This window comes from Micromonospora sp. NPDC000668 (assembly GCF_042897975.1).
Lineage (GTDB): Bacteria > Actinomycetota > Actinomycetes > Mycobacteriales > Micromonosporaceae > Micromonospora.
The window spans coordinates 1,186,890-1,202,269 of record NZ_JBIAYP010000002.1; the positions used below are offsets into that span (position 1 = coordinate 1,186,890).

The 15,380-nt window shown below is 71.1% G+C and carries 13 protein-coding genes; 10 read left to right on the forward strand and 3 right to left on the reverse strand.

What is annotated here, in order from left to right; genetic code table 11:
* Positions 1 to 410 precede the first annotated feature (410 nt).
* A complete protein-coding gene (dnaA, locus tag ACFY29_RS15090) occupies positions 411 to 2,237 on the reverse strand; it encodes a chromosomal replication initiator protein DnaA (RefSeq protein ID WP_386986209.1) in 1,827 nt (608 codons plus the stop codon).
* 630 nt (positions 2,238 to 2,867) lie between these two features.
* Between dnaA and rpmH the strand changes: the two genes are divergently transcribed.
* The 9 genes from rpmH to ACFY29_RS15135 all read left to right on the forward strand — a co-directional run bounded on the left by rpmH (position 2,868) and on the right by ACFY29_RS15135 (position 11,954).
* On the forward strand, positions 2,868 to 3,005 hold the full coding sequence (gene rpmH / locus ACFY29_RS15095; RefSeq protein ID WP_007453904.1) for a 50S ribosomal protein L34: 138 nt from the start codon (positions 2,868 to 2,870) through the stop codon (positions 3,003 to 3,005).
* Positions 3,006 to 3,039: 34 nt separating this feature from the next.
* A complete protein-coding gene (rnpA, locus tag ACFY29_RS15100) occupies positions 3,040 to 3,456 on the forward strand; it encodes a ribonuclease P protein component (protein ID WP_328422015.1) in 417 nt (138 codons plus the stop codon).
* Positions 3,453 to 3,746, forward strand: a complete 294-nt coding sequence (gene yidD / locus ACFY29_RS15105) for a membrane protein insertion efficiency factor YidD (RefSeq protein ID WP_328422013.1) — start codon at positions 3,453 to 3,455, stop codon at positions 3,744 to 3,746. Before rnpA ends, yidD begins: the two co-directional genes overlap by 4 nt.
* Complete coding sequence (gene yidC, locus ACFY29_RS15110) at positions 3,743 to 4,729, forward strand: membrane protein insertase YidC (RefSeq protein ID WP_328422011.1); 987 nt, start codon at positions 3,743 to 3,745, stop codon at positions 4,727 to 4,729. The genes yidD and yidC overlap by 4 nt, the downstream gene beginning before the upstream one ends.
* A 211-nt stretch (positions 4,730 to 4,940) precedes the next feature.
* Positions 4,941 to 5,555 carry a protein jag gene (locus ACFY29_RS15115; RefSeq protein ID WP_386986215.1) on the forward strand — a complete coding sequence of 205 codons (615 nt, stop codon included), beginning with the start codon at positions 4,941 to 4,943 and terminating at the stop codon, positions 5,553 to 5,555.
* 157 nt (positions 5,556 to 5,712) lie between these two features.
* Positions 5,713 to 6,420 carry a 16S rRNA (guanine(527)-N(7))-methyltransferase RsmG gene (rsmG, locus tag ACFY29_RS15120; protein WP_386986788.1) on the forward strand — a complete coding sequence of 236 codons (708 nt, stop codon included), beginning with the start codon at positions 5,713 to 5,715 and terminating at the stop codon, positions 6,418 to 6,420.
* A 256-nt stretch (positions 6,421 to 6,676) separates the two neighbouring features.
* The gene (locus ACFY29_RS15125; RefSeq protein WP_386986218.1) at positions 6,677 to 7,996 is read left to right on the forward strand and encodes an AAA family ATPase; all 1,320 of its coding nucleotides are present in this window, start codon (positions 6,677 to 6,679) and stop codon (positions 7,994 to 7,996) included.
* Positions 7,997 to 8,023: 27 nt separating this feature from the next.
* A complete protein-coding gene (locus ACFY29_RS15130) occupies positions 8,024 to 9,037 on the forward strand; it encodes a ParB/RepB/Spo0J family partition protein (protein ID WP_386986220.1) in 1,014 nt (337 codons plus the stop codon).
* 1,894 nt (positions 9,038 to 10,931) lie between these two features.
* Positions 10,932 to 11,954: a hypothetical protein gene (locus ACFY29_RS15135; protein ID WP_386986223.1), complete on the forward strand. Its 1,023-nt coding sequence runs from the start codon at positions 10,932 to 10,934 to the stop codon at positions 11,952 to 11,954.
* 113 nt (positions 11,955 to 12,067) lie between these two features.
* Here the strand turns inward: ACFY29_RS15135 and ACFY29_RS15140 are convergent, their stop codons facing one another.
* Positions 12,068 to 13,072 (reverse strand): D-alanine--D-alanine ligase, encoded by a 1,005-nt coding sequence (locus tag ACFY29_RS15140; RefSeq protein WP_386986226.1) that lies wholly within the window; start codon positions 13,070 to 13,072, stop codon positions 12,068 to 12,070.
* A gap of 7 nt (positions 13,073 to 13,079) precedes the next feature.
* A complete protein-coding gene (locus ACFY29_RS15145) occupies positions 13,080 to 14,393 on the reverse strand; it encodes a PLP-dependent aminotransferase family protein (protein WP_386986229.1) in 1,314 nt (437 codons plus the stop codon).
* Positions 14,394 to 14,687: 294 nt separating this feature from the next.
* On the opposite strand from ACFY29_RS15145, the gene ACFY29_RS15150 reads away from it, so the two are divergent.
* The gene (locus tag ACFY29_RS15150) at positions 14,688 to 15,353 is read left to right on the forward strand and encodes a GNAT family N-acetyltransferase (protein WP_328421998.1); all 666 of its coding nucleotides are present in this window, start codon (positions 14,688 to 14,690) and stop codon (positions 15,351 to 15,353) included.
* Positions 15,354 to 15,380: the final 27 nt, after the last annotated feature.

A 15,380-nucleotide genomic window follows, 5' to 3' on the forward strand; every position in this document is an offset into this window, starting at 1 on the left:
GTTGTCCACCGGTTGTCCACCGGTAATCCACCGACTTTCTCCCCATGCCTGTGGACCACCAAGAAGATCACCATTGCCGTCATCCCCAGAACCTTCAACAGGTCGTGCACAGGGCGACGGTTGCCGGTGGATAACGTCGGCGTTGTCCCCAGCCATCCACAACGTCGTACACAGGGTTTCTCCACAGCCTGTGGGTAACCGGTGGAGGACGGACCGTAGTTATCCACCGACGGTGGACAACGAGCTGTGGACAACGAGTGAGTATCAAGGAGGACACGGCGTCGATCCTGTGGTCTAGACCATGTCGAGGGTCAAGCCAGAGCACCGCCGGAGACAAAAAAGAACGCCCGGCCGGAGATCCGGCCGGGCGTGTCCCGGGGCGCGCGCCGTCGTGTCGGCTGGCGTACCCCTCAGGTGTTCTGTTTGATCCGGTTGGTCAGCTCGGCGATCTGGTTGTAGAGCGAGCGCCGTTCGGCCATCTGCTGGCGGATCTTCCGGTCGGCGTGCATCACCGTGGTGTGGTCCCGGCCCCCGAACGCCTGCCCGATCCGGGGCAGCGACAGCTCGGTCAGCTCGCGACACAGGTACATGGCCACCTGGCGGGCGTTGACCAGTACCCGGGAGCGGGACTGACCGCGCAGGTCCTCCAGGCTCACCCCGAAGTAGTCGGCCGTGGAGACCATGATCTGGTCCGCTGTGATCTCCGGGCCGGCGCCGTCCGGGATGAAGTCCCGCAGCACCTCCTCGGCCAGCGACAGCTCGACGGTCGACCGGGTCAGGCTGGCGAACGCGGTCACCCGGATCAGCGCGCCCTCCAGTTCCCGGATCGAGTTCGACACCCGGGAGGCGATGAACTCCAGCACGTCCGGTGGGGCGTAGAGCCGCTCCTGCGCCGCCTTTTTCTGCAGGATCGCGATCCGGGTCTCCAGATCCGGAGGCTGGATGTCGGCGAGCAGACCCCACTCGAACCTCGTCCGCAGCCGGTCCTCCAGCGTCGCCAACTGCTTGGGCGACCGGTCCGAGGTGATCACGATCTGCTTGTTGGCGTTGTGCAGGGTGTTGAAGGTGTGGAAGAACTCCTCCTGCGTGCGCTCGCGGTTCTCCAGGAACTGGATGTCGTCGATCAGCAGGATGTCGACGTCGCGGTAGCGCCGCTGGAACGCGCTGGTCTTGTCGTCCCGGAGCGAGTTGATGAAGTCGTTGGTGAACTCCTCGGTCGAGACGTACCGCACCGACCGCGCGTTGCCGAGCGTCGTGGCGTAGTGCCCGATGGCGTGCAGCAGGTGCGTCTTACCCAGCCCGGAGCTGCCGTAGATGAACAGCGGGTTGTACGCCTTCGCCGGCGACTCGGCCACCGCCACGCTCGCCGCGTGGGCGAACCGGTTGGACGAACCGATGACGAACGTCTCGAACATGTACTTCGGATTGAGCCGGTTGCCGCCGGTGTCGGTGCCGGGCAGCCGGCGATCGTCGCGGCCACCCGCTCGGTGATCCACCCCACTGCGGCCCGGGCCACTGTCCGTTCCGCTGTCCCGGGGCAGCGAACGGATCACGTGCTGGTCCCGCGGCGACGCCGCGTCTTCCCGGTAGCGGGGCTCGTAGGGCCGCGTGTCCGGGCCGGGCGAGTCCAGGCGGGCGGCCTGCTCGTCGTAGCCGCGCCGGTCCGGGCCCGACCTGGGCGACCGCTGCGGCTCCACGAACGCGGCGCTGAACAGCGCCTCCTGCCCGTCCCGGCTGGCCGGGATCAGCCCCGACCGGTGCCCGTCGAGGCTCGACGCGGGGGGCGGACCGGCCGGCGCCTGTGGCGGACCCGGCTCGGACGTACGCGCCGGGTGCTGCTGCTCGGGGATGAGCCCTTCGGGATGCGGCCGTCCGGCAGGGTCGTCGAACGGCCCGGCAGGCGAACCCTCGACGTCGACCGGCCCCGGCTCAGGGGCGCTGCGATAGACGGTCCCGGCCGGGCGGCCCGCGGCGTCCTCGGGCACCCGCACGGTGACCGCCACCTGGATCGGCCGGCCGAGCCGGCGGGTGAGCGCCTCGGTGATCGCCGGGCGCAGCCGTGACTCGATCACGTCCCGGGTGAACGCGTCCGGGACGGAGAGCAACGCGGTGTCCTCGACGATCGCCCGCAGCCGGGTCAGTCGGAGGTAGGCACGCTGCTGCGCGGAGATGATCTCGTCGGCGAGCTCGTCGGTCGCCGCTAACCACACCGCGGCAAGGTCGGTCGTACCGGCCACCGTCGTGCCACCCCCTCGCCTCTGCTCCCGGCCGCCGCTGTCTGCCAGCCGGCCGTCCCGGGCCCGCCGCGTGCGCGGGTGGAACATCACCCACCCGGACGGTTGACCAGTGGTCGTCCACAGGTTATCCACAACCTGTGTACCGACCGATAGTGGCCGCCCGCCGGACGCGGGTGGGACCTGCCCCTGCCTGAATGGGCGCTGAAGCGGGTTCACCGTGCCGAACGATTCACTAGCTTGTCCGGTCTTGCCTGCGCGCGACGACCGGAGCATCCGACGCTCACCGCAATCGGGCACGGTAACAGCGTTGTCCCTGCGCCATCAACCGGCGACGCGGCCGGGTCCTTCTCGGCATCAGCGAAAACCGCCCCTTCGGTCCCGGGCGCGTCCCAATGACCACCGGTGCGGGGTGTTTGACGGTCATTGCACCCCTGCGTAGGCTGGAGCGGCCGCAATTTCGCCCTCTGCTAGGGTGATGAGTGCTTGCTGTCCGCGGTCGCATTCCCGCATCGCCGAGGTCCCGCTCCGCCGGGCAGCACCGATCGGGGGCCACCGTCGAGGTGGCCTGGACCACCCCACGACCCCGGCGATTCCGTCGCGCGGGGCGCGTACGAAAACGGAGAGCCTGACGTGAGCAAGCGCACCTACCAGCCGAACAACCGCCGGCGCGCGAAGACCCACGGCTTCCGGCTGCGCATGCGCACCCGTGCCGGCCGTGCCATCCTTTCGAGCCGCCGCGCCAAGGGTCGCACCACCCTGTCGGCCTGAGCCGATCGGGCCGGTCCAGGGGACGTGGGCAGTCGTGCTGGCCGCCGCACAGCGACTGCGGCGCAGTACTGACTTCGCCGCAGCGGTCCGTGGTGGCCGACGCGCCGGACGAGGCGCCGTCGTGGTCCACCTGACCGTGCCGTCGCCCGCTGACCTGACCACACCGACCTCGCCGGAGCCGGCGCGGCATATCGGCACGGAGCAGCCCTCCGTGCCGGCCCGCGCCGGCTTCGTCGTGTCCAAGGCCGTTGGCAACGCGGTGGTCCGCAACCGGGTCCGGCGCCGACTGCGAGCGCTGGTGCGGGAGCGGCTGGCCGCCCTGCCCGCCGGCAGCACCCTGGTCGTCCGAGCGCTACCCGCCGCGGCCGAGGCGTCGTACCCCCGACTCACCGCCGACCTGGACGCCGCCATCGCGGTTGCCCGGTCGCCCCGAGAGCGGCGGTCCCGATGAGCGCCGACCCGACCGCCCCGCGCCCGACGTCAACCGGTGCCAGGGTGCTGATTGCGCCCATCATCGCGTACCGTCGGTGGATAAGTCCGGCACTGCCGGCCCGCTGTCGGTTCTACCCGTCGTGCAGTGCGTACGCCCAGGAGGCGGTAGCCCGGCACGGCGCGCTCCGGGGAGCCATGCTGGCGGTGCGGCGTTTGCTGCGCTGCCACCCCTTTCACCCTGGTGGACATGACCCGGTACCGGAGCCGGGCGGCCGCCGCCGTGCTGATGTGACTGGAGCCCCGAATTGAGTCTCGACTGGATCTACTACGCGATTTCGTGGATCCTGCTGACCTGGCACTCTGCCTGGGACGCCATTGGGGTACCGGTCGGCGCAGTGATCGGCACCAACTTCGCCTGGATCCTGTCCATCGTCTTCCTGGTGGTCACCGTCCGGGTGATCCTGTTCCCCGTCTTCGTGAAGCAGATCAAGTCGCAGCGGGCGATGCAGGCGTTGCAGCCCAAGGTCAAGGAGCTGCAGGAGAAGCACAAGGGTGACCGGGAGACGCTCCAGAAAGAAATGATGGAGCTCTACAAGAAGGAGAAGGCCAACCCGTTGATGGGCTGCCTTCCGATGTTCCTTCAGATCCCGGTCTTCCTCGGCCTCTTCCACGTGCTGCGTCGGCTCGACCCGGCCAAGCAGAGCAAGGACCTCTACGGCTGGACCGTCAACCAGTTCGAGAGCGCCTCGCAGGCGAAGCTCTTCACCGCCCCGATCGCCGGCAAGTTCGGCTCCACCGCCGACGAGCTGGCCCGCCTCGGCGCCAACGGCACCACCGTCAAGGTCATTGCCGGCATCCTGGTTCTGATCATGATCGGCACCACCTACCTCACCAGCCGTCAGATGATCCTCAAGACCGGCTGGGCCGAAGACCCGCAGCAGCGGATGATCCAGCGGCTGATGCTCTACGGCATCCCCCTGTCGCTGCTGATCTCCGGCGCGATCTTCCCCATCGGCGTGATCATCTACTGGGTCACCAACAACCTCTTCACTCTTGGTCAGCAGCAGTGGGTACTGCGCAAGTTCCCGCCGCCGGTGACCGCCAAGAAGACCACCAGCCCCGCTGGCGTCCGCAACCCCGTGCAGCCCGCCAAGTCCGGTGGCCTGTTCGGGCGCGGCAAGTCGGCCCCGCAGGCGCCGGTCAAGGCGACCGCGCCCAAGGTGGCCGCGCCGAAGCCGGGCGCCAAGCCGGTGAACCCGAAGAAGAGCCGCCCCGCCAAGCGGCAGGGCTGACTCGTCCGGGCCGTCGTCGGGCAACCGGCGGCGGCCCGTTCCGCACCGCGCAGCCGCCGTATGGCCGGCGCCGGACGGAACCGACCGCGCGTGACGCGGACACGGGCGACACTGCCCGTACAGACGTGCCCGTGGGCACCGGCGACCTCCCGCCGGCCCCGGGAAACCAGCGGACCCGACGGTCCGGCCGAGCGAGTACGGAGATGAGACCGTGACCGAGACCAGCATCCCCCACGCCGAGCAGTCCCTGGACGAGGAGGAGACCGCGCCGCTCGCGGTGGACGACGACGCCGAGGCCGACGAGCCGGAGGCCGACGACGACACCGAGGCCCCCGCCGGCGGCGGTACGAAGAAGGCGGCAGGAGAGGGCGACCTGTTCCGGCAGAGCGAGATCGCGGCCGACTACGTGGAGGGGCTGCTCGACATCCTCGACTACGACGGCGACATCGACGAGCTGGTCGCCGGCGGCCGCCCCGTGGTCGAGGTGGTCGGCTCCGGGCTGCAGAACCTGGTTGGTCAGCGCGGGGCCACCCTGGAGGCGCTCCAGGAGCTGACCCGGCTCGCCGTCTTCCGGCAGACCGGGACGCCGAGCCGCCTGTTGCTCGACGTCGGCGGCTACCGGGCGAGCCGCCGCAAGGAGCTCGCCGCGGTCGCCAAGAACGCTGTCGAGAAGGTCAAGGAGTACGGCGAGCCGGTCCGGCTGGAGCCGATGTCCGCTTTCGAGCGCAAGTGCGTGCACGACGTGGTCAACGCCATGTCCGGCGTGGAGAGCGAGTCCGAGGGCGTCGAGCCGAGCCGGCGCATCGTCGTACGGCCGGCGGACTGACCGGGTGACCCACGACGACAACACGGCTGACGCCGTGACCGGCCCGGGCGGCACGCCGCCCGGGCCGTCCGCTGTCCGGCCCGAAACCCCGGACACCGACACCGACCCGGCGCGGGACGGCTCGGGCGGCGGCACCCCGTCGCCGGCCGACGCGGCGCTGCCGCCCGACCTGGCTTCGGCCGCCGTGACCCTCTTCGGCGATCGACTCGACGTGGCCGCCGCGTACGCCGAGCTGCTGGCCACCGACGGGGTGCTCCGAGGGCTGATCGGCCCCCGGGAGGCGCCCCGGATCTGGGACCGGCATCTGCTCAACTGCGCCGCGGTCGCCGAGCGGATCCCGACCGACGCGACCGTGCTCGACGTCGGCTCCGGTGCCGGTCTACCCGGTCTGGTCCTGGCCATCGCGCGCCCCGACCTGACGGTCACCCTGATTGAGCCGCTCGCCCGGCGGACGTCGTTCCTGATCGAGGTTGTCGAGCGACTCGGCCTGACCCGGACGGTGCGGGTGTTCCGGGGTCGGGCCGACGAGGCGGCCACCGGATCGAGCGGCCGGGAGCCGATCAGCGGGGACGTGGTGACCTCCCGCGCCGTCGCGCCACTGGACCGGCTGGCGGCGTGGAGCCTGCCACTGGCGGTGCGCGGCGGGCGGCTGCTGGCGCTCAAGGGGTCGTCCGCCGCAACGGAGATCGAGGAGCACGCCGACGTCGTGGCACGGCTCGGCGGTGGGGAACCGGCCGTGCACCTCTGCGGCGTCGGGGTGATCGACCCACCCACCACCGTGGTGGAGATCGTCCGTGAACGGATGATCGGTCCCCGTCCGGCCACCAACAAGCGATCCCGGGCCGGACGCCCCCGCCGCCGCTGACGCTTCGCGCCATCGGGCGTCCGGCCGGTGGGTTTCCTCGTTGTACCGGTACGGATGGACGAGGGGATGAGAACCCGACGTGGACCGGCCGCGCCCGTCCGCCGTAGGCTGACCGCGCGTCGATAGTGTGGAGCGGGCGGCGGCGTCGAAGGTCTCCGACCGCTCCCGAGGGGCCGTACGCTCCGGAGTGCGAGCGCGGGTGCGGCCAAGTTGACCGGGGCGCGGACCGACCATCCGAAGCGGGCAGGGATGACAGGTGCATGACGACGGCAGGTACGACGATCCACGCGTGACCGGGTCAACCAGCGACCCTGTTTCACGTGAAACCGACTACCCGAGCTGGTCGCCCGGCGCGCCCGGGTCGTCGCCTCGGCCGGCGGACAGCGATCCGCTGGTGTTGCGCGACGACCCCGCTGGGCAGGCGGCCGGACCGGAAACCCCGGATCCGACCGCTGTTCGTCGGGCACCGGACGGGTCGGCCCGTCCGGCCAACGCCGCAGAGGTGCGGTCGACCTCGGGTCGGCGGAACACGGCCGCGGCGGTCCGCTTCGAACCGGCCGTTCCGCAACAACCCACTGCGGCGGGAGCCCGGGACGCCACGCCAGTGGTCGACGACGTGCCGATCGCGTCGGCCGACTCGCTGGCCGCAGTGGCGGCCGACCCCACGTACGTTTCACGTGAAACCCCGACGCGCGAAGAGGATGACCCACCGTTGGCTATGGAGGCGATGCGCGCCGTGCAGATCCTGAATCCCAGTGGCGAGGTGACCATGCCTCGACCGGACCGGACCCGGGTCATGTGCGTCGCTAACCAGAAGGGCGGCGTGGGCAAGACCACGACCACCGTCAACCTTGCGGTGGCGCTCGCCCTGCACGGCAACCGGGTGCTCGTGGTGGACCTCGACCCACAGGGGAACGCGTCGACTGGGCTCAACGTCCCGCACCACACCGGCATCCCGGACGTCTACGACTGCCTGATCAACAGCATGCCGCTGTCCGAGGTGGCGCAGGCGGTCGAGGGCATCCCCAACCTCTGGTGCGTACCCGCGACGATCGACCTGGCCGGCGCGGAGATCGAACTGGTGTCGGTGGTGGCGCGGGAGTCGCGCCTCGACCGGGCCATCGCCGCCTACCCGGGGCAGTTCGACTACGTCTTCATCGACTGCCCGCCCTCACTCGGCCTGCTCACGGTCAACGCCCTGGTCGCCGCGCAGGAGGTGCTGATCCCGATCCAGTGCGAGTACTACGCGCTGGAGGGGCTCAACCAGCTGATCAACAACATCAACCTGGTGCGGCAACACCTCAACCCCAAGCTCGATGTCTCCACCATCCTGCTGACCATGTACGACCGCCGTACCCGCCTCGCGGACGCGGTCGAGCAGGACGTCCGGAACCACTTCGGCGACAAGGTTCTCCAGGCGGTCATCCCCCGTAACGTCCGGGTGTCCGAGGCACCCAGCTACGGCCAGTCGGTGATGACCTACGATCCCGGTTCGCGGGGCGCCACGAGTTACTTCGAGGCCGCCCAGGAGATCGCCGAGCGGGGCGTCAAGGAGCCGGTGGGCCGGAATGCGTAGTGCGGACGAATCGCTGGGAGGCGTGGCATGAAGAACCGTCCTCGGGGCGGTCTGGGTCGAGGCCTTGGGGCGCTCATCCCGACCGGGCCGCCGCCGGGTGCTGCCGGCACCGTGACGGCCGATCCGGAGAACGGGCATGTGGACGATGTAACGGTCGCTGACGTACCGGTGGCGACGCCCACCGGCACCGTGGCGCAGCCGGAGTCGACGCTCAGCCCGGTGCCGGGAGCCCGGTTCGCCGAGATCCCGGTCGACGCGATCGTGCCGAACCCGAAGCAGCCCCGCCAGGTCTTCGACGAGGACGCGCTGGAGGAGCTGAAGACCTCGATCCAGGAGGTCGGCTTCCTCCAGCCCATCGTCGTCCGGCAGCTCGACGACGAGAAGTACGAGCTGGTGATGGGCGAGCGGCGGTGGCGAGCCGCTCAGGCCGTGGGGCGGGAGAACATCCCGGCGATCGTCCGGGACACCCGGGATGACGCCATGCTCCGCGACGCCCTGCTGGAGAACATCCACCGGGCCAACCTGAACCCGTTGGAAGAGGCCGCCGCGTACCAGCAGCTGCTGGAGGAGTTCGGCGCCACCCACGAGGAGTTGGCCCGCCGGATCGGTCGGAGCCGACCGCAGATCTCCAACACCATTCGGCTGCTGAACCTGCCGGCGCAGGTGCAGCGCCGGGTGGCCGCCGGGATCCTGTCCGCGGGCCACGCCCGCGCCCTGCTGAGCCTCGACGAGGCGGAGGCACAGGAGCAGTTGGCGCTGCGGATCGTGGCCGAGGGCCTCTCGGTCCGGGCGACCGAGGAAATCGTGGCCCTGGCGCTGAACGACGGACCGGCGAAGGGCCAGGCCGCGAAGCGGCGCCAGAAGCCGCACGCGCCCGCCCTGACCGACCTCGCCGATCGACTGTCGGACCGGTTCGACACCCGGGTGAAGGTGGACATCGGCCGGAGCAAGGGCAAGATCACGATCGAGTTCGCGACGGTGGACGACCTGGAGCGGATCGTCGGGATCATCGGAGTGGAACAGGAAGAGGCCGGGGACTGATCGCCCCTCCTTCTGCGGCCGCGCTTTCCCTCGGGATGCGCGGCCGTTCTGCATCCGGGCCCGTTGGTTTCACGTGAAACGGGTGTGGTCCCGTCGGGCGACTTCGGCGGGCTGCCGACCTCCGCCACCACGCATCGCGGCCGCCGGACGGCCCGCCATCTCCGTTGGCCGCCCGTGGGGTGTTCCGAGCCTCCGTTTCACGTGAAACCGTCGACTGCGTCCGGGCCGTCGTGGAAGGCGGCGGAGGGTGCCTTGCGCGCCGCTCAGCGGGCCGCTGCCGCCTTGGACGCCGAGTCTGGTGGTCTTGGTGGGCCGAACCGCCCAGCGAGCCTGATCGTCGCTGTGGCTGTCGACCTGTCCTCTGCTGTAGCCGCCGTGGTGCTGTCACCTCCTCGCGGTCGGCCCCGACGTGCCCAGCGCCGCGCCAGCTTGCCGCGCCCGCTTGCCTCACCCGCGTGCTTCGTGCGCCGCCCTTCGTGCGCCGCCCTTCGTGCATCGTGCCCACGTGCGTTCATTCAGCGGGCCGCGCTGACGGGCCGGCCGTGCTGACGGGGCGGGCCGTGATGACGGGGCGGGCCGTCCTGGAGGCGGCGGACCGCGGTGGAAGCGGCGGGCCCGCCGGTCGCCTTGCCGCCCAGGCGTCGCTTGTCGCCGTGACTCGCCCATGCGTCGCTCAGTCTCTACGGCTCCATCTCTGCGACCGGCTCCGTGCCTCTGGCTCGGCGCGTCGGTACCTCGCCGGCTGAGCTCCGCTGGGCCGGAGGGTCACACCGACACGTCCCGCCAGCGCGCGTCGATACGGAACCTCGCACCAGGCTGCTGCCCCGATCTCCACGCGTCACGCCGAGCGCTCAGCGCCCGCCGGTTCTCCGCCGGCTCGCGCCGCCCGCCAGCTCGCGCCTCTTGGAACCTTCCGCCCCGCCCGGCACCTACGCCTCTTCCGCAAGGCGCCGCCTGAGCCCAAGCCCGCGAGTCCGTCCGAGGTCGTAGCGTTCGGGAAAGGCAGCGCGCATCGATCGGGCAAGTCGGGGTGTGAGAGGGCCCGAGGCCCGTGACCGCCCGAGGCGCGTGACGGCGCGAGGCCCGTGACCGCCCGAGGCGCTACTCCCGTGACAGGTCCGGCGCCCGCGCCTGCGGACCGCGACCGTTTGAGGTCGCAAGACTCGCCCGGCAACGGCACCCCCGTTGTCCTTTCGCGCCCGCTCGTTCGCCCCACGTCCGCCGCGCCAGGCCAAGATCCGCGCAACTTCAGGGATGTTGGGGCCTCCACCTCTCGCGATGCCACAACATCCCTGAAGTTGCGGCCAGTGCCGACCGGCGAGCGGGAGCAGGGCGGGGCAGACCCGAACAGGCGCGAGCGTCACCGGCGAACCCGTTCCCTGTTGGCGAGCGGACACCGGAGCAAGCTCATCACGACCTGGGCCAGAGCCGCCTCGGCGCCGAGCGCGTCCCCACGGCCGGGCGCCAGCGGCTCCGCCTCATCCCAGGTCGCCGTAGACCAAGCCTTCTCCGGCACCCCGCCAACGTCGCCGGCCCGGGTCGGTTGCCGTGCGGTTCCAACTCGCCATCGACTCTCGCGCATCCGACCCGACGCCGACGTCGGCGAAGTCACTCGCCAGCACCTCCGAGCGGTTTTCGAGCAACGACTGACGGGCCGAAAAGTTATCCACACCGGTTGTCCACAGGCACACCCCGTTTCACGTGAAACACCGCGTGAAAGCGGGTGCCAGCCTGTGGATGACGGCCTGTGTTGAGGATCTCGGCAGCCTGTGGATATCGCCGGATCGTGGCGGCCGTGCCCCGTACGTCGATCGACGATGAACACTGATCCGGGTGGCCCAGACCGATCAAACAGGTGGGGACAGCGGTGCCAGACTCGGTTAGGGTCAGCGTCGTGCACGACACCCCTCCCTCAGTCCCGGACTTCACCCAGTGGCCCTCGTTCCCCTTCGAGGGTGACCTCCGCGTGAAGCAGCTCGACGATCCGGTCCCGGTCGAACCGCCACGCAAGGGCGAGGGCCTCCGGGAATGCACCGCCTGCAACGCGCCCGACGACGCCTACATCTGGGTGGGAGAGCGGTGGCGCGTACGTGCCATGGACCGTCCCACCGGCCTGCCCATGGTGCTCATCCTGGAATCCCGGACCCACCTCGATCTGGGTGACCTGCCGAACCTGCTCGCCGCCGAGCTGGGCGTGATGACCGTACGTCTGGAGCGGGCCATCCGTTCCCTGGACGGCGTGGCGCGGGTGCATGTCAACCGGTGGGGCGATGGCTCAGCCCATCTGCACATGTGGTTCCTCGCCCGGCCGTACGGCCGACTTCAGCTGCGGGGCACGTTCCTGTCTCTGTGGGACTCGATCCTGCCGCCGATCTCCGAGGCGCAGTGGCGGGAAAATCTGGCGCTCGTCGCCGCCTGGCTCGCTGAGTTCGGTGGGCGGCCGCTCGCTGAGCCGCCCCGCATCCAGTGGCAGGCACCGTCAAGCCTGCTGGCCCAGTCGGCCGCTGCGGACGCCGCCGCGGCCGAGGCGGAGGCCGTTTCGGTCATCGAGGCGGCAGAGGAGATCCCCGAGCCGGCACCCGAATCCACCCCGCACACCGATCCCGCAGACGGCGGCACGGACGCCGATACCGGTCCCGCAGCCGCGCCCACGGCCGGCATCGTCCCGACACCCGCGGCCGCAGCCCCGGCTGCCATGCCGGCCGCGGATTCAGTGCTCGACTCCGGGGACGACGCCGCCAAACCGGCCTCGACTGACTCCGGCCCGTCGGACGACACCGCAAACCCGACCGCCCCCGACAGCGGCACCGTTACGGCAGCGGCAGCGGCAGTCGACACCCCGCCCGCCACTCCGGCGGCCAATATCGGTTCCACTGACGGCCGTAGCGCACCGAAGGACGTGCGCACCACCCGCTGATCGTCGGCCTGGCCAGGAGGTTGGCGGCGGTCGCCGGGGGTGTGCTGCCCGCCAACCTCATGACCAGGTCAGTCGGTCTCGCAGCGGGGCAGTTGAGTGCGGCGTCGCCGAGATCAGGTGGCGGTGCGGCGAGTGGCTGCCCGGGTCACGAGGGAGCCGAGGAGTCGACCGAAGTCCAGGCCGGCTGCCTGTACGGCGAGCGGGAGCAGCGACGTCTCCGTCATGCCGGGCGAGACGTTGACCTCCAGCACGTGTGGCTGACCGGAGGCGTCCACGATCACGTCGACCCGGGAGAGGTCCCGCAGGCCGAGCGCGGTGTGCGCGGCGAGGGCCACGTCGGCCACTGTGGCGGCCACCTCCGGGTCCAGCCGGGCCGGGGCGTGCCACGTGGTCCGCCCAGCGGTGTAACGGGCGGCGTAGTCGTACACCCCGTTACGGGGCACGATCTCCACCGGCGGCAGCGCCTGGGGCCCGTCACCGAGGTCGACCACGGAGACCGCCACGTCCATGCCGGGCACGTAGCGCTCCACCAGGGCCGTGGAGTCGTACGCGAAGCACCCGACCATCGCGGCCGGCAGCGACGCGGCGTCCCGGACGACTCCGGCGCCCAACCCTGAGCCGCCCTGTGCCGGCTTGACCATCAGGGGCAGGCCCAGCCGGTCGGCGATCCGGTCCAGTACGGCCACCGCACCCAGCTCGGAGAAGCGGTCGTGCGGCAGGGCCACCCAGTCCGGAGTGGGGATGCCGGCCTCGCGGAGCACCGCCTTGGCCGAGGGCTTGTCCCAGGCGAGCCGGGAGGCCCGGGCGTCGCAGCCGACGTACGGGATGCCGCACAGGTCCAGCACGCCGCGCAGCGAGCCGTCCTCGCCGGTGGCGCCGTGCAGTGCGATCACCACCGCGTCCGGCGGGTCGGCGGCCAGCGCCGGCAGCAGCGCCACGTCGGCGTCCCGCAGCTCGGCCTCCACCCCGACGGCGCGCAGCGCGTCGAGCACCCGCCGACCGGACCGCAGCGACACGTCCCGCTCGTAGGAGAGCCCGCCGGCGAGTACCAGCACGTGCAGGTCGGACGCGACGGGGGAATCGGTCACGAGGAAGCGCTCGGCAGCGGTCGTACCCATGCCGGCATCATGCCAAGTCGGGTCCTGGCACGTCGGAACCGGCCCTGCCGCGTCGCCCGGCGGCGCCGCCGGGCGACCCGAAGACCCGGCGCATCGCGATCTCCTGCTCCATCACGCCGGCGAGCCGGCGGACGCCCTCACGGATCCGCTCGGGCGGCGGGAAGCTGAAGTTCAGCCGCATGGTGCCGGTGCCGGTGCCATCGGCGTAGAAGCCGGTGCCGGGCACGTAGGCGACCCGGGCGGCGACGGCGCGCGGCATCATGGCCTTCGAGTCGAGACCGTCGGGCAGGGTCGCCCAGACGAAGAGGCCGCCGGCTGGCGTGGTCCAGCTGGTGCCCTCCGGCATCAGGTCGGCCAGCGCGTCGAGCATGGCGTCCCGGCGTTCGCGGTACACCTCGCGGTAGACCTTGAGCTGCTGCCGCCACGGCATGGTGCTCAGGTACGTGGCAACCGCGGCCTGGGCGTAGCCGCTGGGGCAGAGGATCTGCGCCTCGCTGGCGATGACCAGCTTGTCGCGGACCGCGTGCGGCGCCAGGATCCAGCCGACCCGCAGCCCGGGAGCGAAGGTCTTGGAGAAGGTGCTGAGGTAGAAGACCCCGTCCCGGCGGCGGGCGCGCAACGGCGCCGGCGCCTCGCCCTCGAACCCCAGTTGGCCGTACGGGTCGTCCTCGACCACCAGCAGGCCGGCGCGCTCGCAGATGTCGAGGACGCGTTCCCGGCGCTCCTCGCTGAGCGTCACGCCGGTCGGGTTCTGGTAGGTGGGGATCGTGTAGAGGAACTTCACCCGCCGGCCCGCCCGGGCCAGGTCGGCGATGGCCGTCTCCAGCGCCTCCGGGATCAGCCCGTCGGCGTCCATCGGGACGTGTACCACCTGCGCCTGCGCGGCCTGGAAAACCCCGAGCGCGCCGACGTACGTCGGCCCTTCGGCGAGCACCACGTCACCCGGGTCGAGGAAGAGCCGGGCCACCAGGTCCAGCGCCTGCTGGCCGCCCACGGTGACCACCACGTCCTCGGGTGAGGCGCCGCATCCGGCGTCGATCCCGGAGAGCGCCATCACCTCGCAGATCCGCTCGCGCAGCTCGAGGGTGCCCTGACCGATGCCGTACTGGAGGGTGGTCACGCCGTGCTCGGAGCCGAGCCGGCCGAGCATCTCGCCGACCGCGTCGAGGGGCAGGGCGGCGATGTACGGCGCCCCACCGGCGAGCGAGACGACCTCCGGCCGGCTGGCCACCGCGAAGAGTGCTCGGATCTCGGAGGCGGTCATCCCGCGTACCCGCCGGGCGTACCGGTCGGTGTAGTCGTCGAGTGTCGTGCCGGTCATGACCTCACCTCGATCGCTGCTCGGGTGGCTCCCGCCCCGGGTACCCCGGACGCTGGCGACCATGGCGGCGGGGACACCGATTGTCGATCCTAGCCCGCCGGAGCCAGGCTGCCGGCCTGCGGAGACGGACCGCCCACATCCCGGACCATCCCCGCTGTCCCCCGGTGCGGTGGGCATCTGCGCGTCCCCTCCCGTACCGTCGATCGGCGGCGTACGATCGCTCGTCGGGGGCAGGAAGGCGGCGCTGTCGTTCCATGCCGGTCTACCACCGAGCCTATTGTGGGGATGCGCCATATGTCGCGACGTCTGGTCAGCCTGACCCTCGACACGTTGGAAGACCTTCCTCGCCCGTGCCGGCAGTGCGTCTACTGGGAGCTGGATCCGGTCTCCGCCGACCGGGCCTGCGCTGCCGGAGATCCGGGCCTGGAGAAGGAGGCGTGGGTCTCCCAGACGCTGCTGGAGTGGGGCTCCTGCGGCAAGCTCGCGTACGTCGACGGGATGCCGGCGGGCTTCGTGATGTACGCCCCGCCCGCCTACGTGCCCCGCTCGATGGCCTTCCCCACCTCCCCGGTCTCCGCTGACGCGGCGCTGTTGATGACCGCCAACGTGGTTGCCGCGTTCGCTGGCGGCGGGTTGGGCCGGATGCTGGTGCAGGGCGTCGCCCGGGACCTGACCAAGCGGGGGATCAAGGCGATCGAGGCGTTCGGCGACGCCAAGTTCGGCGACGCGGACGACCCTGCCGGCGGCTGCGTGGCGCCGGCTGATTTCTTCCTTTCCGTCGGCTTCAAAACCGTACGTCCGCATCCGCGGTTTCCCCGGCTGCGGCTCGAGCTGCGCACCGCGCTGAGCTGGAAGTCCGACGTCGAGTACGCGCTGGAGAAGCTGCTCGGCTCGATGAGCCCGGACACCCTGCTCCGTCCGGTCCGCCCCGCCCCGGCAACCCGCTCCACGGGCGGCTGACCGAGCCCGCCGGCAGCGCCGTGTCGA

Coding starts and splice junctions, on each gene's coding strand:
- yidD (WP_328422013.1), top strand. CDS start 3,453: ATGAGCGCCGACCCGACCGCCCCGCGCCCGACGTCAACCGGTGCCAGG.
- ACFY29_RS15145 (WP_386986229.1), bottom strand. CDS start 14,393: ATGACCGGCACGACACTCGACGACTACACCGACCGGTACGCCCGGCGG.
- ACFY29_RS15140 (WP_386986226.1), bottom strand. CDS start 13,072: ATGGGTACGACCGCTGCCGAGCGCTTCCTCGTGACCGATTCCCCCGTC.
- ACFY29_RS15130 (WP_386986220.1), top strand. CDS start 8,024: ATGAAGAACCGTCCTCGGGGCGGTCTGGGTCGAGGCCTTGGGGCGCTC.
- ACFY29_RS15150 (WP_328421998.1), top strand. CDS start 14,688: ATGTCGCGACGTCTGGTCAGCCTGACCCTCGACACGTTGGAAGACCTT.